This window comes from Bacillus sp. S2(2024) (assembly GCF_050474045.1).
Lineage (GTDB): Bacteria > Bacillota > Bacilli > Bacillales > Bacillaceae_G > Bacillus_A > Bacillus_A yunxiaonensis.
Genome location: NZ_JBFLUS010000003.1, coordinates 3262250 through 3286213, shown reverse-complemented (window position 1 = coordinate 3286213; position 23964 = coordinate 3262250). Strand labels below are relative to the sequence as shown.

General features: G+C 36.6%; 22 protein-coding genes and 1 tRNA gene. 17 read left to right on the top strand and 6 right to left on the bottom strand.

The window, feature by feature from the left end:
- Positions 1 to 41: 41 nt before the first annotated feature.
- Together AB1284_RS16665 and vrrA are read right to left on the bottom strand one after the other, a co-directional pair.
- The gene (locus AB1284_RS16665) at positions 42 to 983 is read right to left on the bottom strand and encodes a 4-hydroxy-3-methylbut-2-enyl diphosphate reductase (RefSeq protein ID WP_429753843.1); all 942 of its coding nucleotides are present in this window, start codon (positions 981 to 983) and stop codon (positions 42 to 44) included.
- Between the two features lie 90 nt (positions 984 to 1073).
- Entirely contained in the window at positions 1074 to 1769 is a 696-nt protein-coding gene (vrrA, locus tag AB1284_RS16660) for a VrrA/YqfQ family protein (RefSeq protein ID WP_429753844.1), read from the bottom strand.
- Between the two features lie 178 nt (positions 1770 to 1947).
- Between vrrA and AB1284_RS16655 the strand changes: the two genes are divergently transcribed.
- Both AB1284_RS16655 and AB1284_RS16650 read left to right on the top strand, forming a co-directional pair.
- Positions 1948 to 3258 carry a DEAD/DEAH box helicase gene (locus AB1284_RS16655; protein ID WP_429753845.1) on the top strand — a complete coding sequence of 437 codons (1311 nt, stop codon included), beginning with the start codon at positions 1948 to 1950 and terminating at the stop codon, positions 3256 to 3258.
- A gap of 97 nt (positions 3259 to 3355) precedes the next feature.
- Positions 3356 to 4252, top strand: a complete 897-nt coding sequence (locus AB1284_RS16650) for a deoxyribonuclease IV (RefSeq protein ID WP_429753846.1) — start codon at positions 3356 to 3358, stop codon at positions 4250 to 4252.
- Between the two features lie 22 nt (positions 4253 to 4274).
- Here the strand turns inward: AB1284_RS16650 and AB1284_RS16645 are convergent, their stop codons facing one another.
- Positions 4275 to 4529 carry a DUF2624 domain-containing protein gene (locus AB1284_RS16645; RefSeq protein WP_429753847.1) on the bottom strand — a complete coding sequence of 85 codons (255 nt, stop codon included), beginning with the start codon at positions 4527 to 4529 and terminating at the stop codon, positions 4275 to 4277.
- A gap of 146 nt (positions 4530 to 4675) precedes the next feature.
- Here AB1284_RS16645 and AB1284_RS16640 point away from each other — a divergent pair, with 146 nt between their 5' ends.
- The 4 genes from AB1284_RS16640 (at position 4676) to AB1284_RS16625 (ending at position 7743) form a co-directional block, all read left to right on the top strand.
- Positions 4676 to 5554, top strand: a complete 879-nt coding sequence (locus AB1284_RS16640) for a YitT family protein (protein WP_429753848.1) — start codon at positions 4676 to 4678, stop codon at positions 5552 to 5554.
- 158 nt (positions 5555 to 5712) lie between these two features.
- Complete coding sequence (locus tag AB1284_RS16635) at positions 5713 to 6486, top strand: metal ABC transporter ATP-binding protein (protein WP_429753849.1); 774 nt, start codon at positions 5713 to 5715, stop codon at positions 6484 to 6486.
- Positions 6483 to 7316: a metal ABC transporter permease gene (locus AB1284_RS16630; protein ID WP_429753850.1), complete on the top strand. Its 834-nt coding sequence runs from the start codon at positions 6483 to 6485 to the stop codon at positions 7314 to 7316. Before AB1284_RS16635 ends, AB1284_RS16630 begins: the two co-directional genes overlap by 4 nt.
- Positions 7317 to 7329: 13 nt before the next feature.
- The gene (locus tag AB1284_RS16625; protein WP_098308046.1) at positions 7330 to 7743 is read left to right on the top strand and encodes a Fur family transcriptional regulator; all 414 of its coding nucleotides are present in this window, start codon (positions 7330 to 7332) and stop codon (positions 7741 to 7743) included.
- A gap of 53 nt (positions 7744 to 7796) precedes the next feature.
- On the opposite strand, the gene ispG is transcribed toward AB1284_RS16625, so the two are convergent.
- The 3 genes from ispG to AB1284_RS16610 all read right to left on the bottom strand — a co-directional run bounded on the left by ispG (position 7797) and on the right by AB1284_RS16610 (position 10218).
- Positions 7797 to 8888, bottom strand: coding sequence for a flavodoxin-dependent (E)-4-hydroxy-3-methylbut-2-enyl-diphosphate synthase (gene ispG / locus AB1284_RS16620; RefSeq protein WP_413789174.1), 1092 nt, complete (start codon positions 8886 to 8888; stop codon positions 7797 to 7799).
- A gap of 155 nt (positions 8889 to 9043) precedes the next feature.
- On the bottom strand, positions 9044 to 9385 hold the full coding sequence (locus tag AB1284_RS16615) for a hypothetical protein (RefSeq protein WP_429753851.1): 342 nt from the start codon (positions 9383 to 9385) through the stop codon (positions 9044 to 9046).
- Positions 9386 to 9450: 65 nt separating this feature from the next.
- Complete coding sequence (locus AB1284_RS16610; protein ID WP_429753852.1) at positions 9451 to 10218, bottom strand: DUF1189 domain-containing protein; 768 nt, start codon at positions 10216 to 10218, stop codon at positions 9451 to 9453.
- 226 nt (positions 10219 to 10444) lie between these two features.
- Here AB1284_RS16610 and AB1284_RS16605 point away from each other — a divergent pair.
- The 11 genes from AB1284_RS16605 (at position 10445) to AB1284_RS16555 (ending at position 23919) form a co-directional block, all read left to right on the top strand.
- Positions 10445 to 10518 (top strand) — tRNA-Ile (locus tag AB1284_RS16605).
- Positions 10519 to 10742: 224 nt separating this feature from the next.
- Complete coding sequence (gene sodA, locus AB1284_RS16600; RefSeq protein WP_429753853.1) at positions 10743 to 11354, top strand: superoxide dismutase [Mn]; 612 nt, start codon at positions 10743 to 10745, stop codon at positions 11352 to 11354.
- A 188-nt stretch (positions 11355 to 11542) separates the two neighbouring features.
- Complete coding sequence (locus AB1284_RS16595; RefSeq protein ID WP_429753854.1) at positions 11543 to 12820, top strand: MFS transporter; 1278 nt, start codon at positions 11543 to 11545, stop codon at positions 12818 to 12820.
- A gap of 108 nt (positions 12821 to 12928) precedes the next feature.
- Positions 12929 to 15061, top strand: coding sequence for a peptidoglycan D,D-transpeptidase FtsI family protein (locus AB1284_RS16590; RefSeq protein ID WP_429753855.1), 2133 nt, complete (start codon positions 12929 to 12931; stop codon positions 15059 to 15061).
- Positions 15062 to 15470: 409 nt separating this feature from the next.
- Positions 15471 to 16361, top strand: a complete 891-nt coding sequence (locus AB1284_RS16585) for a PstS family phosphate ABC transporter substrate-binding protein (RefSeq protein WP_429754437.1) — start codon at positions 15471 to 15473, stop codon at positions 16359 to 16361.
- 27 nt (positions 16362 to 16388) lie between these two features.
- Complete coding sequence (gene pstC, locus AB1284_RS16580; RefSeq protein WP_429753856.1) at positions 16389 to 17339, top strand: phosphate ABC transporter permease subunit PstC; 951 nt, start codon at positions 16389 to 16391, stop codon at positions 17337 to 17339.
- Position 17340: 1 nt separating this feature from the next.
- On the top strand, positions 17341 to 18207 hold the full coding sequence (pstA, locus tag AB1284_RS16575; protein ID WP_429753857.1) for a phosphate ABC transporter permease PstA: 867 nt from the start codon (positions 17341 to 17343) through the stop codon (positions 18205 to 18207).
- 30 nt (positions 18208 to 18237) lie between these two features.
- Entirely contained in the window at positions 18238 to 19053 is an 816-nt protein-coding gene (pstB, locus tag AB1284_RS16570) for a phosphate ABC transporter ATP-binding protein (RefSeq protein ID WP_429753858.1), read from the top strand.
- A gap of 104 nt (positions 19054 to 19157) precedes the next feature.
- A complete protein-coding gene (gene phoU, locus AB1284_RS16565; protein ID WP_429753859.1) occupies positions 19158 to 19814 on the top strand; it encodes a phosphate signaling complex protein PhoU in 657 nt (218 codons plus the stop codon).
- 550 nt (positions 19815 to 20364) lie between these two features.
- Positions 20365 to 21555: a glycosyltransferase family 4 protein gene (locus AB1284_RS16560; RefSeq protein ID WP_429753860.1), complete on the top strand. Its 1191-nt coding sequence runs from the start codon at positions 20365 to 20367 to the stop codon at positions 21553 to 21555.
- Positions 21556 to 21561: 6 nt separating this feature from the next.
- A complete protein-coding gene (locus AB1284_RS16555; protein ID WP_429753861.1) occupies positions 21562 to 23919 on the top strand; it encodes a sugar phosphate nucleotidyltransferase in 2358 nt (785 codons plus the stop codon).
- Positions 23920 to 23964: the final 45 nt, after the last annotated feature.

The window sequence follows — 23964 nt, the reverse complement described above, 5'->3', positions numbered from 1 at the left end:
GGATTTATTTATATTATCCCGCTATTGATGGGAGTTTCACTTTATTTTGCCTTTACTTTCGGTAAGATTTTTTGTAATGGTACGTTTCGTTTGCGCTCCCACGTTGCAGGATTTGTTGGATCGTACTGTTCAAAAAATGCGATTACCTCTTTTGTGATAGGTGTTGGTGTAGAAGCACCCGCTGTAATAGCTACTGTTTCTACGCCTTGTAGCCATTCTAATTGAATTTCACTTACATCGGCAACGCGGTATGCTTTTGTGCTAGCAATTTCTTCAGATACTTGTGCAAGGCGGTTAGAGTTATTACTTTTTGGATCACCAACAACAATTGTTAAATCAGCAGCAGTTGCTTGTTTTGCGACCGCTTCTTGACGCACTTGTGTAGCAAGGCAAATCTCTTTATGAAATTCTGCTGTCGGAAACTTTTTTTGGATTTTCTCCATAATATGTTGAACATCCCATTGACTCATCGTCGTTTGGTTTGTGACCAAAATTTTATCAGTTGGAATGGTAAGTGTTTCAAGGTCTGTTTCTTTCTCAATGAGATGGACAATATCTGGGGCAATTCCAATTGCACCTTCAGGCTCAGGATGTCCTTTTTTGCCGATATAAATAATATGGTAGCCTTCTTCTTTTTTTGCCTCAATTAAGTCATGTGTTTTTGTTACGTCAGGACATGTCGCATCAATTGTTGTTAGGCCCTTTTCCTTTGCACGTTGTTTTACTTCAGGAGATACACCGTGAGCTGTAAAAATAACAGTGCCAGCCTCAATTTTTTCTAGAATATCTAAGCGGCTTGGACCGTCAAGCGTAATAATGCCATCTTCTTCAAATGCATCTGTTACGTGTTTGTTATGGACAATCATACCTAAAATATAAATTGGTCTTGGTAAGGTCTTATCCAGCGCTGCATTGCGCGCAATAACCATCGCGTCTACAACACCGTAGCAATAGCCGCGAGGAGAAATTTTAACAATTTTCATATAATTAATCCGCTCCTTTAAAAAAGGATTTGTTTGATAAAGTTAATCCTTTTTATTATAAAGGAGAAGGAAGCGGATGACAAAGAAATGTTACACATATAACTTTGGTTTAGGGGTAGTTGACTGTAAGGTTTCTACGTTTGCATCATCTTCAAGTATGATTTGAGAAGTAAGTGGTTTGTTTGTAATGGGTATTTGTTCAGATGGAGTGGGAAGTATTGTTTTAACTTCTTCTGTTTGTTTTTCCTCAGTATTTTTTCCGGATGTAAGTATTTTCATTATGTTAGGAATACTGCGGACAACCGGGCCGTATTGCTGCACGACGGGTCCAAAGGATTGGGCCATTTGGACAACTTTTTCAACGTTGTTTAGCATTCCAGTGGGGTTTGAAATGAAGTTAGTGAAAAAGCTGCCAATCCCACTAGGTGTACTTCCTGCTGCTGCCGCTGCTCCGCGTGTTTCATTTGGTGCCATCATTTGAGGTTGCATCATTCTTTGCTGCTGCTGCGGTTGCATATATGGGTTGTTTTGCTGCTGCTGCATATATGGACGGTTTTGCTGATATGGTACATTTGAGTAGGTTTCCATTTGTCTATAAGGGGGCATCATATGCATATAATCTGCAGCTGGGTCGCTTTTTTTAAATAATTTTGCAAGAAAGCCTTTCTTTTTAGGCATCATCGGTTGCATGCCTGGTGATGGTTGCATACCTGGTGACGGATACATCGTATAAGGATAGGGAGGCTGACCGTACATTTGTTGATATGGAGGAGATTTCATACGCATTAGGAAATCCTCCTTTCTTCAATTTGGTAATATACACCACAATATGCAATTGACAGTAAGAAGGTTAGTTTTTCCTCTGAAAAGCTAAACTAAAGATAGATTTTACTGGTAGATTTCGATATAATGTTAACTTGACTGATTAATGAACGCAGTAGAAATAAGGAAGAAGGTGGAATGTATGTCAGTGCAAACATTTACACAGTATGATTTTCAACCATTTTTAATAGATGCAATCCGTGAATTGCGTTTTTCAGAACCGACAGAAATTCAACAGAAGATTTTCCCTGTTGTGAAAAAGGGAATTAGTATTATCGGACAATCACAAACGGGTTCTGGAAAAACACACGCGTATTTACTTCCAACGTTAAATCGTATTGATACAAATCGAGAGGAAGTACAGCTTGTAATTACAGCTCCAACTCGTGAATTAGCACAACAAATTTATGCGGAAATTGTAAAGATAACAAAGTTTTGTGAAGAAGACAAAATGATTACAGCACGTTGTTTTATCGGTGGGACAGATAAACAGCGTTCGATTGAAAAGCTGAAGAAACAACCGCATGTTGTTGTCGGAACGCCTGGTCGTATTAAAGATTTAGTGGAAGAGCAAGCGCTATTTGTACATACGGCTTCTGTTATTGTTGTCGATGAAGCAGATTTAATGCTTGATATGGGCTTTATTCACGATGTAGATAAAATTGCATCGCGTATGCCGAAAAATTTACAAATGCTTGTTTTCTCAGCGACAATTCCGCAAAAGTTAAAACCATTTATGAAGAAATATATGGAGAACCCAGAGCATATTCATATTAATCCAAAGCAAGTAGCAGCAGTTAACCTTGAACATCATCTTATTCCATCAAGACACCGTAATAAAGTTGAGCTTGTGAAAAATATGTTACTGCAATATCAGCCGTATTTAGCGATCGTGTTTACAAATACAAAAAAAATGGCTGATGAAGTAGCTGATGGTTTAGTGGAGCGCGGTTTAAAAGTTGGTCGTATTCACGGTGATTTATCCCCTCGTGATCGTAAGAAAATGATGAAACAAGTTCGTGATTTAGAATTCCAATACATTGTAGCTACAGATTTAGCTGCACGCGGTATTGATATCGAGGGAATTAGTCATGTTATTAACTATGAAATTCCGTCCGATTTAGATTTCTTTATTCATCGTGTTGGCCGAACTGCACGTGCTGGATACTCTGGTATTGCAGCAACAATTTATGATCCGGCTGATGAAGAAGCATTAGATACTTTAGAGAAGCAACGCCATATTGAATTCCAACACGTTGATTTGCGTGCAGGTGAGTGGATTGAATTAGGACCTCGACGTCGTCGTCAAAGTCGTAAGAAACCGAATGATAAATTAGATGCTATGGCGCAAAAAGTTGTGAAAAAACCGAAAAAAGTAAAACCGAACTACAAGAAAAAGCTTGAATGGGAACGTGAAAAAATTAAGAAAAAATATAGCAAGAAGAAAAGATAAGGACTTTCCTTATCTTTTTTTGTGGGGAAGCTAACAGTGTCAGATTTCTACAAATTATGCTATTATTATAGCTATTGTATTTATAAGAGGTGATTACATGTTGAAAATTGGATCTCACGTTTCGATGAGTGGAAAGAAAATGCTATTAGCAGCGAGTGAGGAAGCTGTATCCTATGGTGCAACAACGTTTATGGTTTATACAGGGGCACCGCAAAATACGAGAAGGAAACCAATTGAAGAGTTAAATATAGAAGCTGGACGTAAACATATGGAACTTCATGGGATTGAAGAAATTATTGTTCATGCACCTTATATTATTAACATTGGTAACACAACGAAACCTGAAACGTTCCAACTAGGTGTTGATTTTCTTCGCATGGAAATCGAAAGAACATCAGCGTTAGGAGTTGCAAAACAAATTGTGCTTCATCCTGGAGCACATGTTGGAGCAGGTGCAGATGCAGGAATTCAAAAAATTATTGAAGGATTAAATGAAGTGTTAACAGCTGATCAAACGGTGAACATTGCGCTAGAAACAATGGCTGGAAAAGGAACAGAGTGCGGGCGCAGCTTTGAAGAGCTTGCTAGAATCATTGATGGTGTAACACATAATGAGAAATTATCTGTCTGCTTTGATACGTGTCATACACATGACGCTGGTTACGATATTGTTAATGATTTTGACGGTGTTTTAAACGAGTTTGATAAAATTGTAGGTATTGATCGTTTGCAAGTATTACACATTAATGATAGTAAAAATGAGCGCGGTGCTAGAAAAGACCGTCATGAGAATATTGGATTCGGTCATATTGGTTATAAAACATTGCATCACATTGTACATCATCCACAATTACAGCATGTACCGAAAATTCTTGAAACACCATATGTAGGTGAGGATAAACAAGATAAGAAGCCACCGTATAAATTTGAAATTGAAATGTTGAAAAACGGTATGTTTGATGAAGAAATTCTTCAGAAAATTAAGGGGCAATAAAAAAAGGGGGAAATCCCCTTTTTTATTTTAGTAATTTTTGGAACAAAGTATTGATTTGCTGTGCAGTAGCAGGAGAAGTAACCTTTGCAATTTGTTTTAAGAGTTGCAATCTTTCTTGGACATCATAAATATTAATATGTTTTCCTTGAATTAATGTGACGATTTTATCTGCTTGTTCGCTTGTAATAGATACTCCATATTCTGTACTATATTTTAATAATTCTTTAGAAGTCATATTGTTTAATTTTTTATTTACAAACTGCTGAATGAGGTTCATGTTGCTGCCTCCTTTGTTTTGTCCTCATATCCGAATATATGTGGAATATGCTTGTGTATATTCCAAAGCAGGCAGTTTTCTCAGCAAAAAAAGGTGAGTGTGCTATAATAAAAGGACAAAACTATAAAGATACTTGAGGAGGTAGCATGGAAAAAAAACAACATAGAAGAGAAAGTATAATTCATCTTGTGTATCGTCTTATTATGATTGTAATCGGTGCTGGTTGTGCAGCGGTTGCACTCGAATTGTTTTTAATTCCAAACAAAATTATTGATGGTGGTATTATCGGTGTTTCCCTCATATTAGATTACCTTACACCAAATGTTTGGTGGCTAAGCTTTTCCACTTTAGTTGTAATCCTCAATTTACCATTTATGTACTCAGGTTATAAGCAAATCGGAAAAACATTTATGTTATCTTCTGTTTTTGCAGTTGTATGTTTAGCTTTCATTGAGTCAACATTGCATTCTATTCAGCCCTTTACGACAGAGCCGATTTTAGCGACTGTCTTTGGCGGATTAATTTTAGGTGTTGGTGTTGGACTGGTAATTAGGCATGGTGGTTCATTAGATGGAGCGGAAATTCTAGGTATTTTGCTAACAAAAAAATTACCGTTCTCTGTTGGTGAATTTGTGATGTTTATGAATATTTTCGTCTTTTCTTGGGCGGCATTTGTGTTTGGAGTAGAACAAGCAATGTATTCTGTCATGACATACTATATTGCCTTTAAAACGATTGATACAGTTATTCAAGGTTTAGATGAAACAAAAGCAGTTATTATTGTGTCAGACTATTATGAAGAAGTATCAAATGCAATTTTACATCGACTTGGTCGCGGAACAACGAAGCTAGTTGGAAAAGGTGGCTATACAGATAAAGAAAAAGAAGTCATCTATGCAGTTATTACTCGTTTAGAGGTAACGAAACTAAAATCAATTGTTCATGAAGTAGATGAAAATGCTTTTATTACTATTATGAATACACAAGAAACAAAAGGTGCAAAATTTAAATCAGCAATTCACTAAAAGCAGAGAGATTTTCTCTGCTTTTTGCTATAATAGAAGGGTTGTCTAAAATGAGAGGTATATTTTAGGACAGATTGGTTTACAACTCGTAATGAGCTATAATATAATTCAAAGAGAAATAAATCGGAATCATTCTGAATTAAAATAGGTGAGATATGATGGAATATATATTAGAAATCGAGAATTTAACCTTTCGTTATGAAGAGCGAAATGTGTTAGAGAATATTCAATTACAAGTTCCTAAAGGAGCTTTTTTAGGTTTAGTAGGCCCAAATGGATCGGGGAAATCTACATTATTGAAATGCATATTAGGTATTTTAAAACCGAAACAAGGGACGATTCGGTTGTTTGGTGTTGATAGTAAGAAATTTAAAAATTGGAATAAAGTTGGATATGTTTCACAAAAGGCAAATAGCTTCAATTCTGGCTTTCCAGCAACTGTATTTGAAGTTGTTTCGATGGGACTTGTTTCTAAAAAGGGCTTATTTCGCTTTTTATCCAAATCTGATAAAGAAAAAGTAAGACAGGCTATCGCCGATGTTGGAATGAGTGATTTTATAAATCGGAACATTGGAGAGCTTTCTGGAGGGCAACAGCAGCGCGTCTTTATTGCAAGAGCACTTGTCAGCGACCCAGAGCTGTTGATTTTAGATGAACCAACAGTGGGGGTAGACGTGAAAAATGTTGAGAGTTTTTATGAAATGCTTGCACATTTAAATAAGAAATTAGGAATTACACTGATTCTTGTGACGCATGATATTGGCGCGGTAACAGAAAAAGTGACGCATGTGGCATGCTTAAATCAGCAGTTACATTTCCATGGAAATATAGAGACATTCCGAGAGTTAGAAGATACTGAAATGTCGTTATTATATGGTCATCATGTTCATCGTTTAGAGCATGATCACGAGCATCACGGGGGGATACGATGATACAGGATTTTTTGCAATATGACTTTTTACGAAATTCTTTATACGCTGGAATTTTAATTGGACTTGTTGCCCCGCTGTTAGGTGTTTTTGTTGTAATTCGTCGTTTATCATTTATTGCTGATGCGTTAAGTCATGTTACGTTATCAGGTATTGCAGCGAGCTTATTACTAGAAAAGACAGTGTTTACCGGTGGTTTTTTAAATCCATTATATATGGGAATGGTATTTTCTATTGGCGGTGCTTTACTCATTGAAAAATTAAGAGCGGTATATAAACATTATCAAGAGTTAGCAGTTCCAATTATTTTATCAGCTGGTATTGGAATTGGTGTTGTGTTCATTTCGCTTGCAAATGGATTTAATACAGATTTATTTAGTTATTTGTTTGGTAGTGTGAGTGCAGTAACAAGCAGTGATTTACTTATTATTGGATTGGTTGCTATAGTTGTTCTTGCTGTCATCATTTTATTATACAAAGAACTGTTCTTATTATCTTTTGATGAAGAATATGCTGTAGCAACAGGTTTGCGTGCAAAATGGATTCACTTTATTTTTGTTATTTTAGTTGCACTTGTGATTGCGGTTTCAATGCGTGTTGTCGGTATTCTTCTTGTTTCATCGTTAATGACATTACCAGTTGCAGCGAGTATCCGCATCGCGAAAGGATTTAAACAAACGATTTTCTACTCTATTGTATTTGGGGAAATTTCGGTAGTCGGAGGTATGTTAGCTTCTTATCAGCTAAACCTCGCTCCAGGTGGTACAATTGTTGTGTTAGCAGTTCTTATTTTAATTGGTGCAATCTTATGGGAGAAGAAAAAAACTGCGTAAAGTAGGGATGATTATGAATCTTACAGAAGCTTTACACCTTATGAAGGAGAAAGGCTATAAACATACTGGTAAAAGAGAAGAGATGCTTCGCCTATTTGCAGCTCACAATAAATATTTAACAGCGAGAGATGTTTTAGCTAATATGAAAGATGATTATCCGGGATTAAGCTTTGATACCATTTATCGCAATTTAACTGTATTTGTAGAAATTGGTATTTTGGAACAGACTGAATTAAATGGTGAAAAGCATTTTCGCTTCAAATGTTCTACTACAGAACACCATCATCATTTCATTTGTTTAGATTGCGGGGGAACGAAGGAAATTACTTCGTGTCCAATGGAACTAATGAATAAAGATTTTAAAGGATTTGAAGTAACTGGGCATAAGTTTGAAATATATGGACGCTGCCCAAAGTGTGCACAATAAAAAGCTTGTCAGTTTTGAAACTGACAAGCTTTTTTTATTAGAACTTTTTCACTTTATTTTTCTTGTTTTGCCGCATATTCTGCTGCAATTTTATCAATTTCTTTTTTTAATTCTTCTACCATTGTTTCTTCTGGTACTTTACGCACAATTTCACCTTTACGGAAAAGTAAACCTTCTCCGCGTGCTCCAGCAATCCCGATATCAGCTTCACGTGCTTCACCAGGACCATTTACTGCGCAACCAAGTACCGCAACTTTAATCGGTGCTTTAATTTTTGAAATATACTCCTCTACTTCATTTGCGATGCTAATTAAGTCAATTTCAATACGTCCGCATGTTGGACAAGAGATTAATGTAGCAGCGTTTGAAGCAAGACCAAATGATTTTAATAGTTCACGTGCTACTTTTACTTCTTCAACTGGGTCTGCACTTAACGAAATACGTAGTGTGTTACCGATGCCTTTGCTTAAGATAGCTCCAAGACCAGCTGCACTTTTTACAGTTCCAGCAAATAACGTTCCAGATTCCGTGATTCCAAGGTGTAATGGATAATCGAAAGCACGTGATGCTTTTTCGTATGCTTCAATTGCTAAGTTCACATCGGACGCTTTCATCGATACGATGATATCGTGAAAATCTAAGTCCTCTAAAATTTTAATGTGATGCAATGCGCTTTCTACCATGCCATCTGCTGTTGGGTATCCATATTTTTCTAAAATATGACGTTCTAATGAACCTGCATTTACACCGATGCGAATTGGAATGCCACGTTCTTTTGCAGCATTTACAACTGCTTCAACTTTATGGCGGCGACCGATGTTGCCTGGATTGATACGAACTTTGTCAATACCGCCTTCAATTGCTTTTAATGCTAGGCGATAGTCAAAGTGAATATCAGCAACAAGAGGGATATTAATTTGTTTTTTAATATCAGCAATTGCATTTGCAGCGCGCTCATCTGGAACGGCTACACGAACAATTTGACAACCTGCTTCTTCTAAACGTTTAATTTCAGCAACTGTTGCTTCCACATCATGCGTTTTTGTTGTTGTCATACTTTGTATAATTAATTCATTATTACCGCCAATTGTTAAATTTCCAACTTTAACAGGACGTGTTTTTGTACGATGAGTTATTTCATTCACGAATAGATCGCTCTCCTTATAAAAGAAGTTTCTTATTTTATAGACAAATACATTTATATTATATACAGTATTTATCTAGTGAAGCCAAATGTCTAGTTTCACTTTTTCTATTGTATCAGCGCTTTGCTGCAGTTGACAAGAATTATGTAATGCTATTATGGATAAAGAGGGAATTTGTATTTTTTTCCGATTTGTATTTTTGGAGGAGATTCATTTTCGTTTAATCCTTTAAAATCTGTCACAACCTTTTCAATAGAAGGAATTTTTTTTTTGTTAATTTCTTCTGTAATGGATAGAACGGTATCACCTGTTTTTACCTCAATGATTTTATATTTTGCTGATAATATTTTTTCTTTTTGGTCGTTCTTTGAAGCTTTAGCTGAAGTTTCTTTTGTTTTGGGATATGTATGAAGTAATGGCAAAGTGCCGATTGTAATATCGTAGTACAGAATGTAACCGAGGACAAGCAATAATAAAACACCGCCAAGTCTTTTCATATTTCTCCACTCCTTTGTAGAGAAATATATGCTTGTCCAAAAAAAAAATGCCTTGAAGGCATTTTTTATAGTGAATTTTTTTCTTTTGGTTTTGGTACTTCTTTTATTGTTAAGTAAAGAACAATGAGGACAACAGCAATAAATAGAAGTAACGGGCTTGGGACATTAATTTTTAACAAGTCCATGATCATAAAGAATATTGTTGGGATTGTATAACTGTAAGCAGTTAATGTCCAAACTTGTTTGTAAGATAGCTTGCGCTGTCCGCTCATTGCAGAGCCGATAAATGCTAATAGCGTAACACCAAGGAATGTAATGAAGAGTTGGAATAAGTAAATAAATATCCCGATAACGAACATAGCAATTGGATATATGCTATCGATAAATGTAACCAATTCTTGAATATCTTTCTTTTCAAAAGTTGTATTTCCAAAGTTACTATATGGAAATGATTGTGGTTTTTGTTCTGATATTGAAATCACTTTATCTTTTAAGATGAACACACCATCTCGGTTTGGATATGCACTTGTATCTGTTGCGTTTGGATCAAATACAAAAATAGAATTTGTGTCATCTTTTACAATGGGCTTGTTGATGTCTGCGTGAAGTTCGCCATTTTCAATTTTAAAATCAGGCACATCTTTTTCGATAGAACGATCAACCAGACTGATACCATCTTGAATGAAATTTCCAAATAGAATTGTTTTTGGAACGGTAGCCAATAAACATAACAACATTATGTAAAGAATCGTTTTTCCGATTTTTTGAAAACGAAAGAGTGCCATCTCTTTTGGTGCATATAAGCTTTTGAATAGTTGTGTAAATACGGACATGAATTCACTTCCTTCTTTATAAATATACTGATTTATCACCTCATTGTAACGTACGTTTCTAAAGAATCACAAGATATATCATGCGTGATATGGAAAATACAATTGACACATTTCTTTTCAATATGGTAAATTTATCTTACATTTTTATGTGTAATCATACATTCCGTAGTAGTTTAACTGACTAGAGCACATAAGATACCTTGGCAGTTATTCATATATATATTGTGGACCCTTAGCTCAGCTGGTTAGAGCAGACGGCTCATAACCGTCCGGTCGTAGGTTCGAGTCCTACAGGGTCCATACCCATTTCACATATTCATACATAGCACATATGCTTCCTTATAGAAGGAAGCTTTTTTTACGAAATACATGAGCATTTCGTTTGAAAAGAAATGGGAAATTTGCTACTTTAATGTTAGCGAGGCAATACGTTAAATTTGTTTTCACCCCCTATATAATTAGGGTAAAATAAATTTGTATGCCAAGTCATTATCGGCAATACATACAATGGGAGGAATATAACAATGGCAAAACATGAATTACCAAATTTACCTTATGCGTATGATGCATTAGAACCTCATTTTGACAAAGAGACAATGAACATCCATCATACAAAACATCACAACACATACGTAACAAACTTAAATGCTGCATTAGAAGGACATGCAGCATTAGCAGAAAAAAGCATCGAAGAGCTAGTTGCAAACCTAAACGAAGTGCCAGAAGCAATTCGCACAGCAGTACGCAATAACGGTGGTGGACATGCAAACCACTCTTTATTCTGGACAATTCTTTCTCCAAATGGAGGCGGACAACCAGTAGGTGAACTTGCAAGCGCAATTGAAGCAAAATTCGGCAGCTTCGATGCATTTAAAGAAGAATTTGCAAAAGCAGGCGCAACTCGCTTCGGTTCTGGTTGGGCATGGCTTGTTGTAAACAATGGTGAGTTAGAAGTAACAAGCACACCAAACCAAGATACTCCATTAATGGAAGGTAAAACTCCAATTTTAGGATTAGACGTTTGGGAGCATGCATACTACTTACATTACCAAAACCGCCGTCCTGACTACATCGGTGCATTCTGGAACGTTGTAGATTGGAACGCAGTTGAAAAACGTTACCAAGACGCAAAATAATTATAATTGTAAAAGCTAGGAGATGTTTCTCCTAGCTTTTTTTGTTTCTCACATCGGCTTGATGGGTTCAACTAACCGCCAATGGAGAAAAACATTCCATTGACGGAAGTTTCACTTTATCCCTTCTTCTTTACATAATTGTGGTCTTCTTTGGAAGACTAGAACATGTGAAGTAAAGGAGAGTTCATATGAAATGGAAACATTTAATTGGCGATGTTGAGGTGAATCGTGACTTAGTATTATTACTGACAATTGGCGGGTTATATGCGTTGGCTATTTCGTTGTCGAATACGTTTGTTAATATTTATTTATGGAAACAAACAAAGGATTTTGTGAATATTGGTCTCTATAATTTAGCAAGCGTTGTTTTACAACCGCTGACATTTCTTGTTGCTGGAAAATTAGCGAAACGAGTGGATCGTACGATTTTGCTCCGAATTGGTGTGACAACATTAGCTATTTTTTTTATTGTTGTATTACTAACAGGAACAAATGCTTCGCAGTATATTTTACTTATCGGTAGTTTGCTTGGAATGGGATATGGGTTTTATTGGCTCTCATTTAATTTATTAACATTTGAAATTACAGAGCCGGAGACACGGGATTTTTTTAACGGATTTCTCGGATTGCTTAGCTCATTTTCGGGCATGATTGGTCCGATTGCATCCGGATTTATCATTTCGCGTATGGAAAAGTGGAGTGGTTATACATTCGTTTTTTTTCTGTCTTTAACCTTATTTACTATTGCAGTTGTGGTCAGTTTTTTTCTCACAAAGCGTGAATGTGAAGGACGTTATGAACTGGTTGAAGTAATGAAAGAGAGAAAGAATAATAAAAACTGGGGAAGAATTACACTTGCTCACTTCTTTCAAGGTCTACGGGAAGGTACATTTATATTTGTTATTTCTGTATATGTGTATTTAGCTTCTGGAAGTGAATTAGCGCTGGGGAAATATGGACTTGTAAATTCTGCTGTTTCTTTCATTTGTTACTATTTAGTAGCGCGTGTAATGAAAAAGGAATGGAGAAAAAAAGCCATTTTAATTGGTGGAATTATTTTATATGCCGTTGTATTTTTAGTTGTCTTTCATGTTACGTATACGAAATTGCTCATTTATGCAGCTTGTATTGCTGTGGCGTATCCAATTCTTCTTGTTCCATACGGTTCGATGACATATGATATAATTGGCAGAGCCAAACAAGCAAAAGAGCGGCGAGTAGAATATATTGTTGTTCGTGAACTATGGTTAAACGGAGGAAGAATCTGTTCCGTTTTAAGTTTCCTACTAGCGGTTTCATTATTTCCGGCAGAAAAAAGCTTGCCTGTTTTATTATTAATATTGGGTGCTGGACATTTACTCATCTATTTTGCAATTCGAAATGTCAAATACGATGATGAAAAAGCGCATTCTACAGGGCTAGAAGTTGTACAAACGACTCAAAATACAACTGAAGGAGAAGGTTAACTTCTGCCCTATTTTATGTTAGAATAATAAAACGTATATGACAGTAGCGAGGACACCTGAAGAAGGTGTCCCTTTCCGCTTGCATAGCTGTTGGCAGAGGGGGTTCGTATGAGTAAGAACAAGAAAGAGAAAAAGAAGAAAGCCGCGATTCCGTTTCGGTTAAATGTGTTGTTTTTTTGTGTGTTTTTACTGTTTTCGACAGTTATTGTCCGCTTAGGAATGGTACAGATTGTACATGGTGAAGATTATAAAAATGAAGTAGATAGAAAGGAAAACTTAACGGTAAGTACTCCTGTTCCACGCGGAAAGATTTTTGACAGATACGGTCGTGCAGTTGTAGATAATACACCACTTCGAACGATTACGTATACAAAAGTGAAGGGGTCAAAACCTGAAGAACGTTTAGAAACCGCAAAACAACTTGCGAAACTAATCGATGTACCGACTGATAAGTTAACAGAACGAGATAAAAAAGATTTTTGGATTCTGTTAAATCCAGAGCGGGCAAAAGAAAAAATTACGAAAAAAGACAAAGAGGATCTCAAAGCGCAAAAAATTGACGATAAGCAACTGGCACAGCGTCAACTTGACCGTATTACAGAAGCAGAATTAAATGAATTAACTGCTCAGGATTTAAAGGTGTTAGCAATCAAGAGTAAAATGGACAGCGGTTATGCAATGACACCGCAAATTATAAAAAAAGATGTTACACCTGAAGAATATGCTGTAATTAGTGAGAACTTAGACAAGTTGCCAGGAGTAGACACGACGGTTGATTGGGATCGTCACTATGCTTATGATGATATGTTCCGCACTGTACTTGGCGGTGTAACGAGCTCTGATGAGGGATTACCGCGAGAGAATCTAGATTACTACTTAGTTCGTGATTACGATCGTAATGATCGCGTCGGAAAAAGTTATATTGAACAGCAATACGAAGATGCATTGCATGGTACAAAAGCAGAAGTGAAAAATATTACAGATTCAAAAGGTAATATTATTGAAACAGATTACGTATCTAAAGGAGAAAGTGGAAAGAATTTAACTCTGACTATTGATATGGAGCTGCAAAAACAGGTTGAGCAAATTATTGAGGATGAAATGAAAAAAGCGAAAGCCTCAGGCTCAGCAGGTTATATGGACCGGGCGTTCGTTGTTATGATGAATCCGAAAAACGGAGAAATTTTATCAATGGCTGGTAAACAATTTGTGAATGAAGATGGACAGCCTACTCTAAAAGATTATGCACTTGGCACGATGACGAGTTCATATGAAATGGGTTCGACTGTAAAAGGGGCAACTCTTTTGACAGGATATCAAACAGGAGCTATTACGCCAGGAGAAGTACTTGTCGATGAACCACTGAATTTTAAAGGTACGAAGGTGAAAAAATCATGGACAGGAAATGGAATGGGACCAATCGATGACTTAACCGCCCTGCAGCGATCTTCAAACGTATATATGTTTAAAACGGCGATGGCAATTGCTGGTGCACCATATGTGCCGGGTGGTACGTTAAACGTTAAACAAAAGACTTTTGATGACATGCGTAAATACTATGGTGAATTTGGTCTTGGAGTACCGACTGGAATAGATTTACCGAATGAAGTGTATGGAGTAAAAGGACCAGCAGGGGAACCTGGTAAGCTACTTGATTTAGCGATTGGACAGTTTGACACTTATACACCTTTGCAATTGGCACAATATGTATCAACGATCGCAAATGGTGGTTATCGCATGAAGCCGCAAATTGTAAAGGAAATCCGCAGGCCAACTTCAAAACCAGAAGATATAGGGCAAGTTGTGCAGTCGATGGAACCAGTTGTCTTAAATCGAGTAGATATGAAAGAGGATTATATTAAACACGTCCAAGATGGCTTTAAAATGGTAATGCAAACACAAAACGGAACAGGTCATGGTGCTTTTGGTACTGCCACATATGATCCGGCAGGAAAAACAGGAACAGCACAGGCAGCTTATGCAGGTCCTGACCAAAAAGAAGTAAGAGCAAGGTTAGGTGGTCAATTGCCAACTACGTATAATTTAACGATGATTGGATATGCGCCGGCATCTGATCCGGAAGTTGCATTTTCTGTTGTTGTTCCGTGGCTGTCTGATGAACACAATCCAGTCAGTAAAAATATTGCACGCCGAGTTATGGACGCATACTTTGATTTGAAAAAGCAAGAAGCTAATGGAAACGCTGGAGCATTAGAAAATACTTCAAAAACAAATCAATAAGAATAAAAATATGCAAGGTTGGCACACTATCTGTGAAGATAGTGTGCTTTTTTTTATATGTGCCGCATATAGTGATGACAGAAGTGTACAAGCTTATGGAATATGGCTTGTGTTTTCGTAAAATTATAAATGAAATGGAATTCATCCTGCTATTCACAGATAGTAAGATTCTTGCCCCAAGATTCAGAGGAAACAAAGAAGATAGGAGGGGAAGCATTCGCTAATGAAAGTCTCGTATACAGACGCATAACTGCTTGTTCATTAGCGCATAGAAAATGTGGATATTTACAAAACTTTTACAAACTATTAAAACCGAGTTAATAGTTCGGCATTATTCTTATATGTGTACTTCTGTTATCAGAAGGCTCCTAGGAGGAAATATTACGTGAGACGTAATAGAACATACACCATGGTTATATTATCGATATTTTTTTTATCTGCTCATACGTTACCTATTTCTGCTGCGAATATTGTAGGGAAGGTACAAATTGATGGATCTTCTACAATTTTTCCGATTATGGAAGCAGTAGCAGAAGAGTATACGAAAAGAGAACCCTCTGTAAAAATTTCCATTGGTATATCTGGAACAGGGGGAGGATTTCATCGTTTTGGAAAAGGCGAAGTGGATATGACGAATGCTTCTAGGCCAATGAAAAGAGAAGAAGAGCAACTTGCTAAGAAGCATCATATCACGTATACGCCACTTCAAATTGCTTATGATGGTCTTACACTTATTGTGAATCGTGAAAATACGTGGGCAGATAATCTTACAATAGAAGAATTACAAACAATATGGAGTGAAAGTGGAACAACGAAAAAATGGTCACAAATTCATCCGAAATGGCCGCAGGAAACGATACAATTTTACGCACCAGGGGTAGATTCTGGTACGTACGATTATTTTCAAAATGTAGTGTTACAAAAAAAACTCATAACAAAAACAGTCACGTTATCTGAAGATGACAATGTTCTAATAAGAGGTGTTATGAGTAATAAACACGCAATTGCATTTGTTGGATATGCATACTATGCCGCGAATCGTGATAAAGTAAAGGCTGTAAAAATTAACGGTATTGCCCCAGCGAAAGAAACAATTCAATCCGGGGCATATAAGCCGTTGTCTAGGCCGCTCTATGTATATATAAACAATTCTTCTATTCGAGCGAAAACAAGCGTTGCGAATTATGTATCTTTTATGATGGAGCACGCAGGAGAGCTTGTAGAGGAGATTGGATATGTGAAGCTACCGCGATATAAATATAATAAACAGCTGCAAATGTTAACAGAAATACAAAAATAATGTCAGGATGGAGAGGGGTTTTCATCTTTGGCTCGTAATGATAAGAGTCGCGTTACGGTTTCTGTTCAACATTTGATTGAAAGAAATATAGGCAAGCGAAAGAAAGCACAGCGAATCAATCAAATGGTTCCTTTCGTACTACGAATAATCGCCAGTATTTCTATTGTTACAACGATAGGAATTATTGTAACTTTAGCAAATGAAACATTTATGTTTTTTGAAAGAGTACCAATGGTTTCTTTTTTTACAGAAAAAGAATGGCTTCCTTTTTTTGAAAATCCTAAGTTTGGTATTTTACCGCTTATATATGGAACTGTGCTTGTTACTATCATTGCAATGGTGGTTGCGATTCCGATTGGATTAGGATGTGCGATATTTTTAAGTGAATACGCTTCTAATGCAGCAAGAAAGGTATTAAAACCGGTATTAGAACTGCTGGCGGGGATCCCGACAATTGTATACGGTTTTTTTGCTTTAACAGTTGTTACACCTATTTTGCAGCGCGTCGTTCCGGATTTACAGTTTTTTAACGCACTTAGTCCAGGGATTGTAATTGGTATCATGATGATTCCAACGATTGCATCTCTTAGTGAGGATGCGATGCGTGCTGTACCGAATCAGGTGCGAGAAGCTTCCTTTGCGATTGGGGCCACTCGTTTTGAAACGGCAAAGAACATTGTATTACCAGCAGCTTTTACGGGAGTTGTAGCAGCGATTGTGTTAGCCGCCTCAAGAGCAGTTGGAGAAACGATGATTGTTGTCATTGCGGGCGGTTCAACACCAAGCTTATCATTAGATCCGACACAGTCTATTCAGACGCTAACGGCTTATATTGTGCAAGTTAGCTTAGGGGATGCTCCTTATGGTACGTTGACCTATTACAGTATGTATGCTGTCGGAGCAACGCTATTTATTTTTACATTGATCATGAATATGATTGCGCAGTATATTATGCGTCGCTTTAAGGAGGCGACATAATATGCGCATGTTAAATGAGCGAAATATACAAGAACATATGTCTTCTCGATTCCGGAAAGATCGTGTATGCAAGGTTGCATTTCGTATAACTATGTTATTTTCACTTTGTATATTAATTTTTTTGCTGTACCAAATTTTCCGACAAGGCATAACATATATCTCATTTGATTTTTTTATCAATTTTGCATCGCGAAATCCAGAGAAAGCTGGTATTGCAGCGGCTTTATCGGGAACGATTTTATTTATGAGTGTTGTTACTCCTACTTCTTTTTTATTAGGAGTGGGAACAGCTCTTTATTTAGAATACTATGCCAAGCAATCATTGTTTACACGAATGATAAAAATCAACATTCAAACATTGGCAGGAGTGCCATCCGTTGTTTTTGGATTATTAGGATTAACAATGTTTGTATATGGGCTGCAGTTAGGTGAAAGCATATTGGCAGCAGCATTAACGATGAGTCTTCTCGTTTTGCCGACAGTTGTTGTAGCAGCGCAAGAGGCACTTCGATCTGTACCAAGATCTTTGTTAGAAGCTTCTTATGGAGTGGGGGCAACGAAGTGGCAAACGATGTCTCGTGTTGTTATTAAGGCAGCAATGCCAGGGATTTTAACAGGTTGTATTTTGGCATTATCACGAGCGATTGGAGAAGCAGCTCCATTACTTGTCATTGGGGCACTTGCTTTTGCAAACTATGTACCGCTGGATGTATTTGATAAATTTACAGTTTTACCAATTCAAATTTTTAATTGGATGAGCAGGCCGCAGGAGGAGTTTCAACATGTAGCAGCAGCTGGAATTATTGTGTTACTACTGTTGTTGCTTTTTATAAACACTTTTGCAATATGGCTACGAAATCGTAAGTAAGAAGTACATGGATGAAAGGGGAATTTCAAAATGGTATCTACAGTAGTAAATGTACAGGTGAAAAATGAAGAAAAGACTATCCCTCAGACAAAAAAGGTTGTATTTGATACGAAAAATTTAAACTTATGGTACGGAGAAGATCATGCGTTAAAGGATATTAATTTAAGTATTTATGAGAATGAAGTGACAGCAATTATTGGGCCAAGTGGTTGCGGAAAATCTACGTATTTAAAAACATTAAATCGTATGGTTGAACTAGTACCAATCGTTAGGACAACAGGGGTGATTGAATATCGTGATCGTAACATTTTCGATAAATCTTATCCTGTTGAGGAACTACGTACACATGTTGGAATGGTATTTCAGAAGCCAAATCCATTTCCAAAATCAATCTACGAAAATGTTGTGTATGGCCCGAAAATTCATGGTATTCGCGATAAGAAAACATTGGACGAAATTGTTGAGAAGAGTTTGCGCGGTGCGGCGATTTGGGATGAATTAAAAGATAGATTACATGATAATGCGTATGGACTATCAGGTGGACAGCAGCAACGTTTATGTATTGCACGTTGCTTAGCGATTGAACCAGATGTTATTTTAATGGATGAACCAACATCAGCGTTAGATCCAATTTCTACATTAAAAGTAGAAGAGTTAATTCAAGAGTTAAAGAAAGATTTCAGTATCGTTATTGTTACACATAACATGCAACAAGCAGCACGTATTTCTGATAAAACTGCTTTCTTCTTAAGCGGAGAAGTAGTGGAATATACAGAAACGAATAAATTATTTACAACTCCAACAGACAAACGAACAGAAGATTATATTACAGGCCGATTCGGTTAATAGTGTCGGTTTGAGAGAGAAATGAATGTTCTTATCAATTGGAATAATTCGGTGAGAGCTTCATCTTATATTGGGGCACGTGTAACGAATAAAGGGGGACCAACATGGTACGCGAACAATTTCAGTATGATCTGCAAGCATTACAGCAAAAAATTATTGAACTAGGTGAATTAGCAAAACAAGCTCTTGAAATTGCAATGGAAGGATTGCGTACAAGAGATGTAGAGAAGGCGCTTGAGGTAATCGATGGTGATTATCGTATGGATAATTTGGAAGAAGAAATTAATGATTTTGCATTAATGTTGATTACGAAACAACAACCTGTTGCTAGTGATTTACGAAGAATTTTTATTTCTATTAAAACTGCAACAGATTTAGAACGTATTGCAGATCACGCAGTAAATATTGCTAAGTCGACAATCCGTCTTGGTGAAAAAGAAGTATCTGTATCATTACAAAACCTTGAAGATATGTTCAAAATTGCAATAGATATGTTGCAAAATGTGATTCAATCTTATAGAGAAGAAAACTTAACATATGCGAAAAAGATTGCTGAGATGGATGATGAAGTCGATGAACTTTATGGGAAAGCAATTCGTGAGTTTATTTCTTCTATTCCAGATCAGCCAGAGACGATTGGACAAATCACACAGCTGTCGTTTATTGCACGTTATATTGAACGAGTAGCTGATCATAGTACAAACATTGCCGAAAATGTTTTTTATCTTGTAAAAGGAAAGCATTATTTATTAAATGAATAAGAATTGTTAAGAGAGGAATGCAAAATGTTCCTCTTTTTTTAGTCAAAATGTTACAAAAAAGGATTATTGTTACTTTGTTGTTGCAGTGGTAAGATGGATTATAATGCAACCGAAAGAAAACGCTTACTTTTTACGTTCATGAAAGGAAGTTTCACTTTACCCCGCTCAAACGGTTGGTAAGAAGTATAAGCAAGAAGAAAATCAAACCACCCGTAAGAGCCCGATTGGTTCAACTAACCTTTCATGAAAAAAAGCGTTTATGAAAGGAAGTTTCACTTTACCCCGCTCAAACGGTTGGTAAGAAGTATAGCAAGAAGAAAATCAAACCACCCGTAAGAGCCCGATTGGTTCAACTAACCTTTCATGAAAAAAAGCGTTTATGAAAGGAAGTTTCACTTTACCCCGCTCAAACGGTTGGTAAGAAGTATAGCAAGAAGAAAATCAAACCACCCGTAAGAGCCCGATTGGTTCAACTAACCTTTCATGAAAAAAAGCGTTCATGAAAGGAAGTTTCACTTTATTCTTCTACGCGAAGAGAAAAGAGGGATGTATGGAGCCTTTGCATATTTTAATGTTGGCATGGGAATATCCCCCGATGATGGTAGGTGGCCTTGGAAGGCATGTATATGAATTATCCCGGGCTCTTGCACATAATGGACATTACGTGCATGTAGTAACGGTACACGAAGAGCGTTGCACGACATATGAAAAGATACAAGATGTACATGTGCATCGTGTTTCAGTTGATGATCGTGAAAAGTATCATTTTTATGAATGGATTGCTCAGTTAAACAAGTCTATGTTTGCTTATACACAAGAATTGTGTAAATGTTATACGTTTGATGTGATTCATGCTCATGATTGGCTTGTTGCTATTTGTGCAATGGAACTGCAAAAACAGCAACGTTTGTCACTCGTTACAACAATTCATGCAACGGAACATGGACGCAATGGTGGGATTTATACATCACTGCAATGGAAAATACATATGCATGAAAAGGAGCTAGTAAAAGAATCTAACATTGTGATTGTTTGCAGTCAGTTTATGAAAAATGAGGTTGCGCGGGATTTGGAAATAAATGGTGAATGTGTTGTTGTACATCCAAATGGGATTGACCGCCATTTCTTTCATGCTGTTACGCCTTCATTAGAAATTACACAGCGTTATAATTTAGCAGAACGATTGGTTGTATTTTCAATTGGCCGTATTGTCAATGAGAAGGGTTTTTATACGATTATTGAAGCTGCGCCGCAGATTATTAAGCTATACCCACAGGTTATATTTATTATTGCAGGTCAAGGGCCCATGTTAGAGCAGTACCGTGCAGTTGTTCAAGGAAGAGGACTGCAACACTCTATCTTTTTTCTCGGTCATATTACAGAAGAAGAACAACGAGCTTTTCTCCAAAGGTGTGATGTATTATTAATTCCAAGTTTGTATGAACCTTTTGGGATTGTTGCATTAGAGGGGATGCTTGCAAAGAGACCAGTTTTGGTTTCGCGTGTGGGTGGTCTGCAAGAGATCATTATAGATGGTGTGAATGGGTTTCAAATGAAATCAGGCTGCTCGCAAAATTTGAGTGAGAAATTACTATTTATTATAGAACAACAAGAAGTTGCTCAGTGCGTGGCAAACAAAGGATATGAAGATGTTCTTGTTCACTATAATTGGGGTGAAATTGCAAGAGCAACCGCACACACGTATGAAAAAGCAGTTCAACATCATAAATGTGGAGGTTGAATGCCGATGAAGGGGGTTATTTTAGCAGGAGGGAAAGGGACGCGTTTACGTCCGTTAACATGTAACCTTCCCAAGCCCATGTTGCCTCTACTACAAAAGCCAGTGATGGAATATAGTATTGAACTATTGAAAGAGCATGGTATTCGAGAAATTGCTATTACTGTTCAATATATGAGTTCCGTTATTCAAAATTATTTTGGTGATGGTAGTAAATGGGGAGTAAAGCTCTATTATTTTGAAGACACTCCTCCTCTTGGTACGGCGGGGAGTGTGAAACAAGCAGAGAAGTTTTTAGATGAGCCATTTGTTGTGATCAGCGGAGATGCGCTAACAGATTTTCAGCTATCTAAAGGGATTGATTTTCATAACAGTCATAACGGAATAGTTACAATGTTTGTTAAAGAAGTAGCTAATCCGTTATCGTATGGATTAGTTGTAACAAATCAGCGTCATGAAGTTATTAAATATATTGAAAAGCCAAGTTGGAACGAAGTAATTTCCAATACAGTAAACACTGGTATTTATATTATGAACCCCGAGATTTTTTCTTATATTACACCTCATACGTTTTTTGATTTTAGTCATCATGTATTTCCTTTATTAGAAAACAAAGAAGCCATGTATGGATATGTAGCGGATGGATATTGGCTTGATATTGGAACATTTTCTCAATATCGTCAAGCTCAATTTGACTTGCTTACGAAAAAAGTTCATGTACCTATTCCATATACAGAAGTGTTGCCAATGGTATGGATTGGTGAAGATGTAACAATTGAAAAAGGAACAAAGATCCACGGTCCTGCTTTTATTGGTGAAGGAACAACAATACAAACAGGAGCTGTAATTGAGCCGTATTCTATTATCGGTAAGCATAGCATAATTTCTGCATATACCCGTCTTCAAAAAAGTATTTTACTCCCCCATACGTACATAGGAAAGCAATGTGAGTTGCTTGGAACAACAGTTGGGGCAAGTACAATTATTGAAGATGGAGTTACTTTATTTGAAAAGAGTGTTGTGGCTGATCAATGTCGAATTGGACGGAATGTAGTGATCAAGGCGAAGGGAAAAGTATGGCCAGAGAAAGTTGTTGAAAATAGTACAATTATTGCTTCATCTGGAATTAGAGAGCATGAAAATATTTCGTGTTTTCTACAGAAAAGTCGTATGTGTGGAAGATGTAATTTAGATATTACACCGCAAGTTGTTGTGAAATTGGCAATGGCATACGGTTCTTTATTAGAAGAAGGAGGAAATTTGCTGATTGGCAGCAGTGCACATACAGAAGTAGAAATGTTTAAACATATTTTTTTACATGCTGTTCATACAGTGGGATTGCATACAATGGAATGCCAAGAAATAAATGAGTCTTGTTTTCGATATGCGGTCGGGCAAACAAATGTCGTTGGCGGTGTGTATTTTTATAAGGGGCAAGATGAGAAACTAGTCATTCAATTTTATAATGAAGAAGGAATGGGATTAACATATAAAAAGCAAAAAGAAATAGAAAATTTGTATATGGCGGAGTCATTTCGATATGTCGATTGTAAAAAAATCGGTAATAACGAAGTCATACATGTTTGTTCAAAAATGTATATTGAATCTGCTCTGCAATTAATAGATGTACCAGCTATAAAAAAACAAACATTCCATCTTCTTATAAATAAGTGCGATGAAATGTTTCAGTCTTTGTTACTATCTTTTTTACAGAAAATTGACTGCACAGTAACGTGGATATATGCCGCTGAAAAAAAAGAGCATATTAAGTCATTAATGAAATCGAGTCAAGCAGATATGGCTATTATGTTTCATGAACAGGGAAATACATTTGAGTTATATGATTCTTACGGGAATATTTACAAAAATACAAATTGTGAGGAGATCGATATTCCAAATTTATTATTTGAAAAAGATGAATGTGTCTATCCATTATCATTAAAGTTAGGGGAATGTTATCTTCTTTTCTATATGCAGAATGAAAATAAGAAATTATTTCAAATGAGATGGCAGCAAGATATTTTATTTCGAATTGGTAAATTATTGGAGTTAATCGTTCTTCAAGGGAAAACACTTCCGGCAATGTTAGAGCAATATCCACCACTTTACTTATTATGTGACGAAGTAGTTTGCTCGTGGAATGAGAAAGGAAAAGTGTTAGGGATGTTGCTGCGAGACATGGCACAGCGTGAGTTTGAGGTATTAGAAGGAATTAAGTTTACACATGCGGAAGAAGAGTGGTCTTATGTTGTTTCTGATGTAAATCAACCGAAATTTCTTGTGTATTCTCAAGCAAGAAATCCAGTCATAGCAAAGGAAAATATGAATACCCTTATAGAAAAAATTAGACAATATCAAAAGGTGTAGAATTTTTATTTTAAAAGTGGTATTATAGTATAGTCTGATTTAAGT

Bases quoted from the DNA above. Each gene is read 5' to 3' on its own strand.
- AB1284_RS16665 (WP_429753843.1), bottom strand. From the start codon at position 983: ATGAAAATTGTTAAAATTTCTCCTCGCGGCTATTGCTACGGTGTTGTA.
- vrrA (WP_429753844.1), bottom strand. From the start codon at position 1,769: ATGCGTATGAAATCTCCTCCATATCAACAAATGTACGGTCAGCCTCCC.
- AB1284_RS16655 (WP_429753845.1), top strand. From the start codon at position 1,948: ATGTCAGTGCAAACATTTACACAGTATGATTTTCAACCATTTTTAATA.
- AB1284_RS16650 (WP_429753846.1), top strand. From the start codon at position 3,356: ATGTTGAAAATTGGATCTCACGTTTCGATGAGTGGAAAGAAAATGCTA.
- AB1284_RS16645 (WP_429753847.1), bottom strand. From the start codon at position 4,529: ATGAACCTCATTCAGCAGTTTGTAAATAAAAAATTAAACAATATGACT.
- AB1284_RS16640 (WP_429753848.1), top strand. From the start codon at position 4,676: ATGGAAAAAAAACAACATAGAAGAGAAAGTATAATTCATCTTGTGTAT.
- AB1284_RS16635 (WP_429753849.1), top strand. From the start codon at position 5,713: ATGGAATATATATTAGAAATCGAGAATTTAACCTTTCGTTATGAAGAG.
- AB1284_RS16630 (WP_429753850.1), top strand. From the start codon at position 6,483: ATGATACAGGATTTTTTGCAATATGACTTTTTACGAAATTCTTTATAC.
- AB1284_RS16625 (WP_098308046.1), top strand. From the start codon at position 7,330: ATGAATCTTACAGAAGCTTTACACCTTATGAAGGAGAAAGGCTATAAA.
- AB1284_RS16615 (WP_429753851.1), bottom strand. From the start codon at position 9,385: ATGAAAAGACTTGGCGGTGTTTTATTATTGCTTGTCCTCGGTTACATT.
- AB1284_RS16610 (WP_429753852.1), bottom strand. From the start codon at position 10,218: ATGTCCGTATTTACACAACTATTCAAAAGCTTATATGCACCAAAAGAG.
- sodA (WP_429753853.1), top strand. From the start codon at position 10,743: ATGGCAAAACATGAATTACCAAATTTACCTTATGCGTATGATGCATTA.
- AB1284_RS16595 (WP_429753854.1), top strand. From the start codon at position 11,543: ATGAAATGGAAACATTTAATTGGCGATGTTGAGGTGAATCGTGACTTA.
- AB1284_RS16590 (WP_429753855.1), top strand. From the start codon at position 12,929: ATGAGTAAGAACAAGAAAGAGAAAAAGAAGAAAGCCGCGATTCCGTTT.
- AB1284_RS16585 (WP_429754437.1), top strand. From the start codon at position 15,471: ATGGTTATATTATCGATATTTTTTTTATCTGCTCATACGTTACCTATT.
- pstA (WP_429753857.1), top strand. From the start codon at position 17,341: ATGCGCATGTTAAATGAGCGAAATATACAAGAACATATGTCTTCTCGA.
- pstB (WP_429753858.1), top strand. From the start codon at position 18,238: ATGGTATCTACAGTAGTAAATGTACAGGTGAAAAATGAAGAAAAGACT.
- phoU (WP_429753859.1), top strand. From the start codon at position 19,158: ATGGTACGCGAACAATTTCAGTATGATCTGCAAGCATTACAGCAAAAA.
- AB1284_RS16560 (WP_429753860.1), top strand. From the start codon at position 20,365: ATGGAGCCTTTGCATATTTTAATGTTGGCATGGGAATATCCCCCGATG.
- AB1284_RS16555 (WP_429753861.1), top strand. From the start codon at position 21,562: ATGAAGGGGGTTATTTTAGCAGGAGGGAAAGGGACGCGTTTACGTCCG.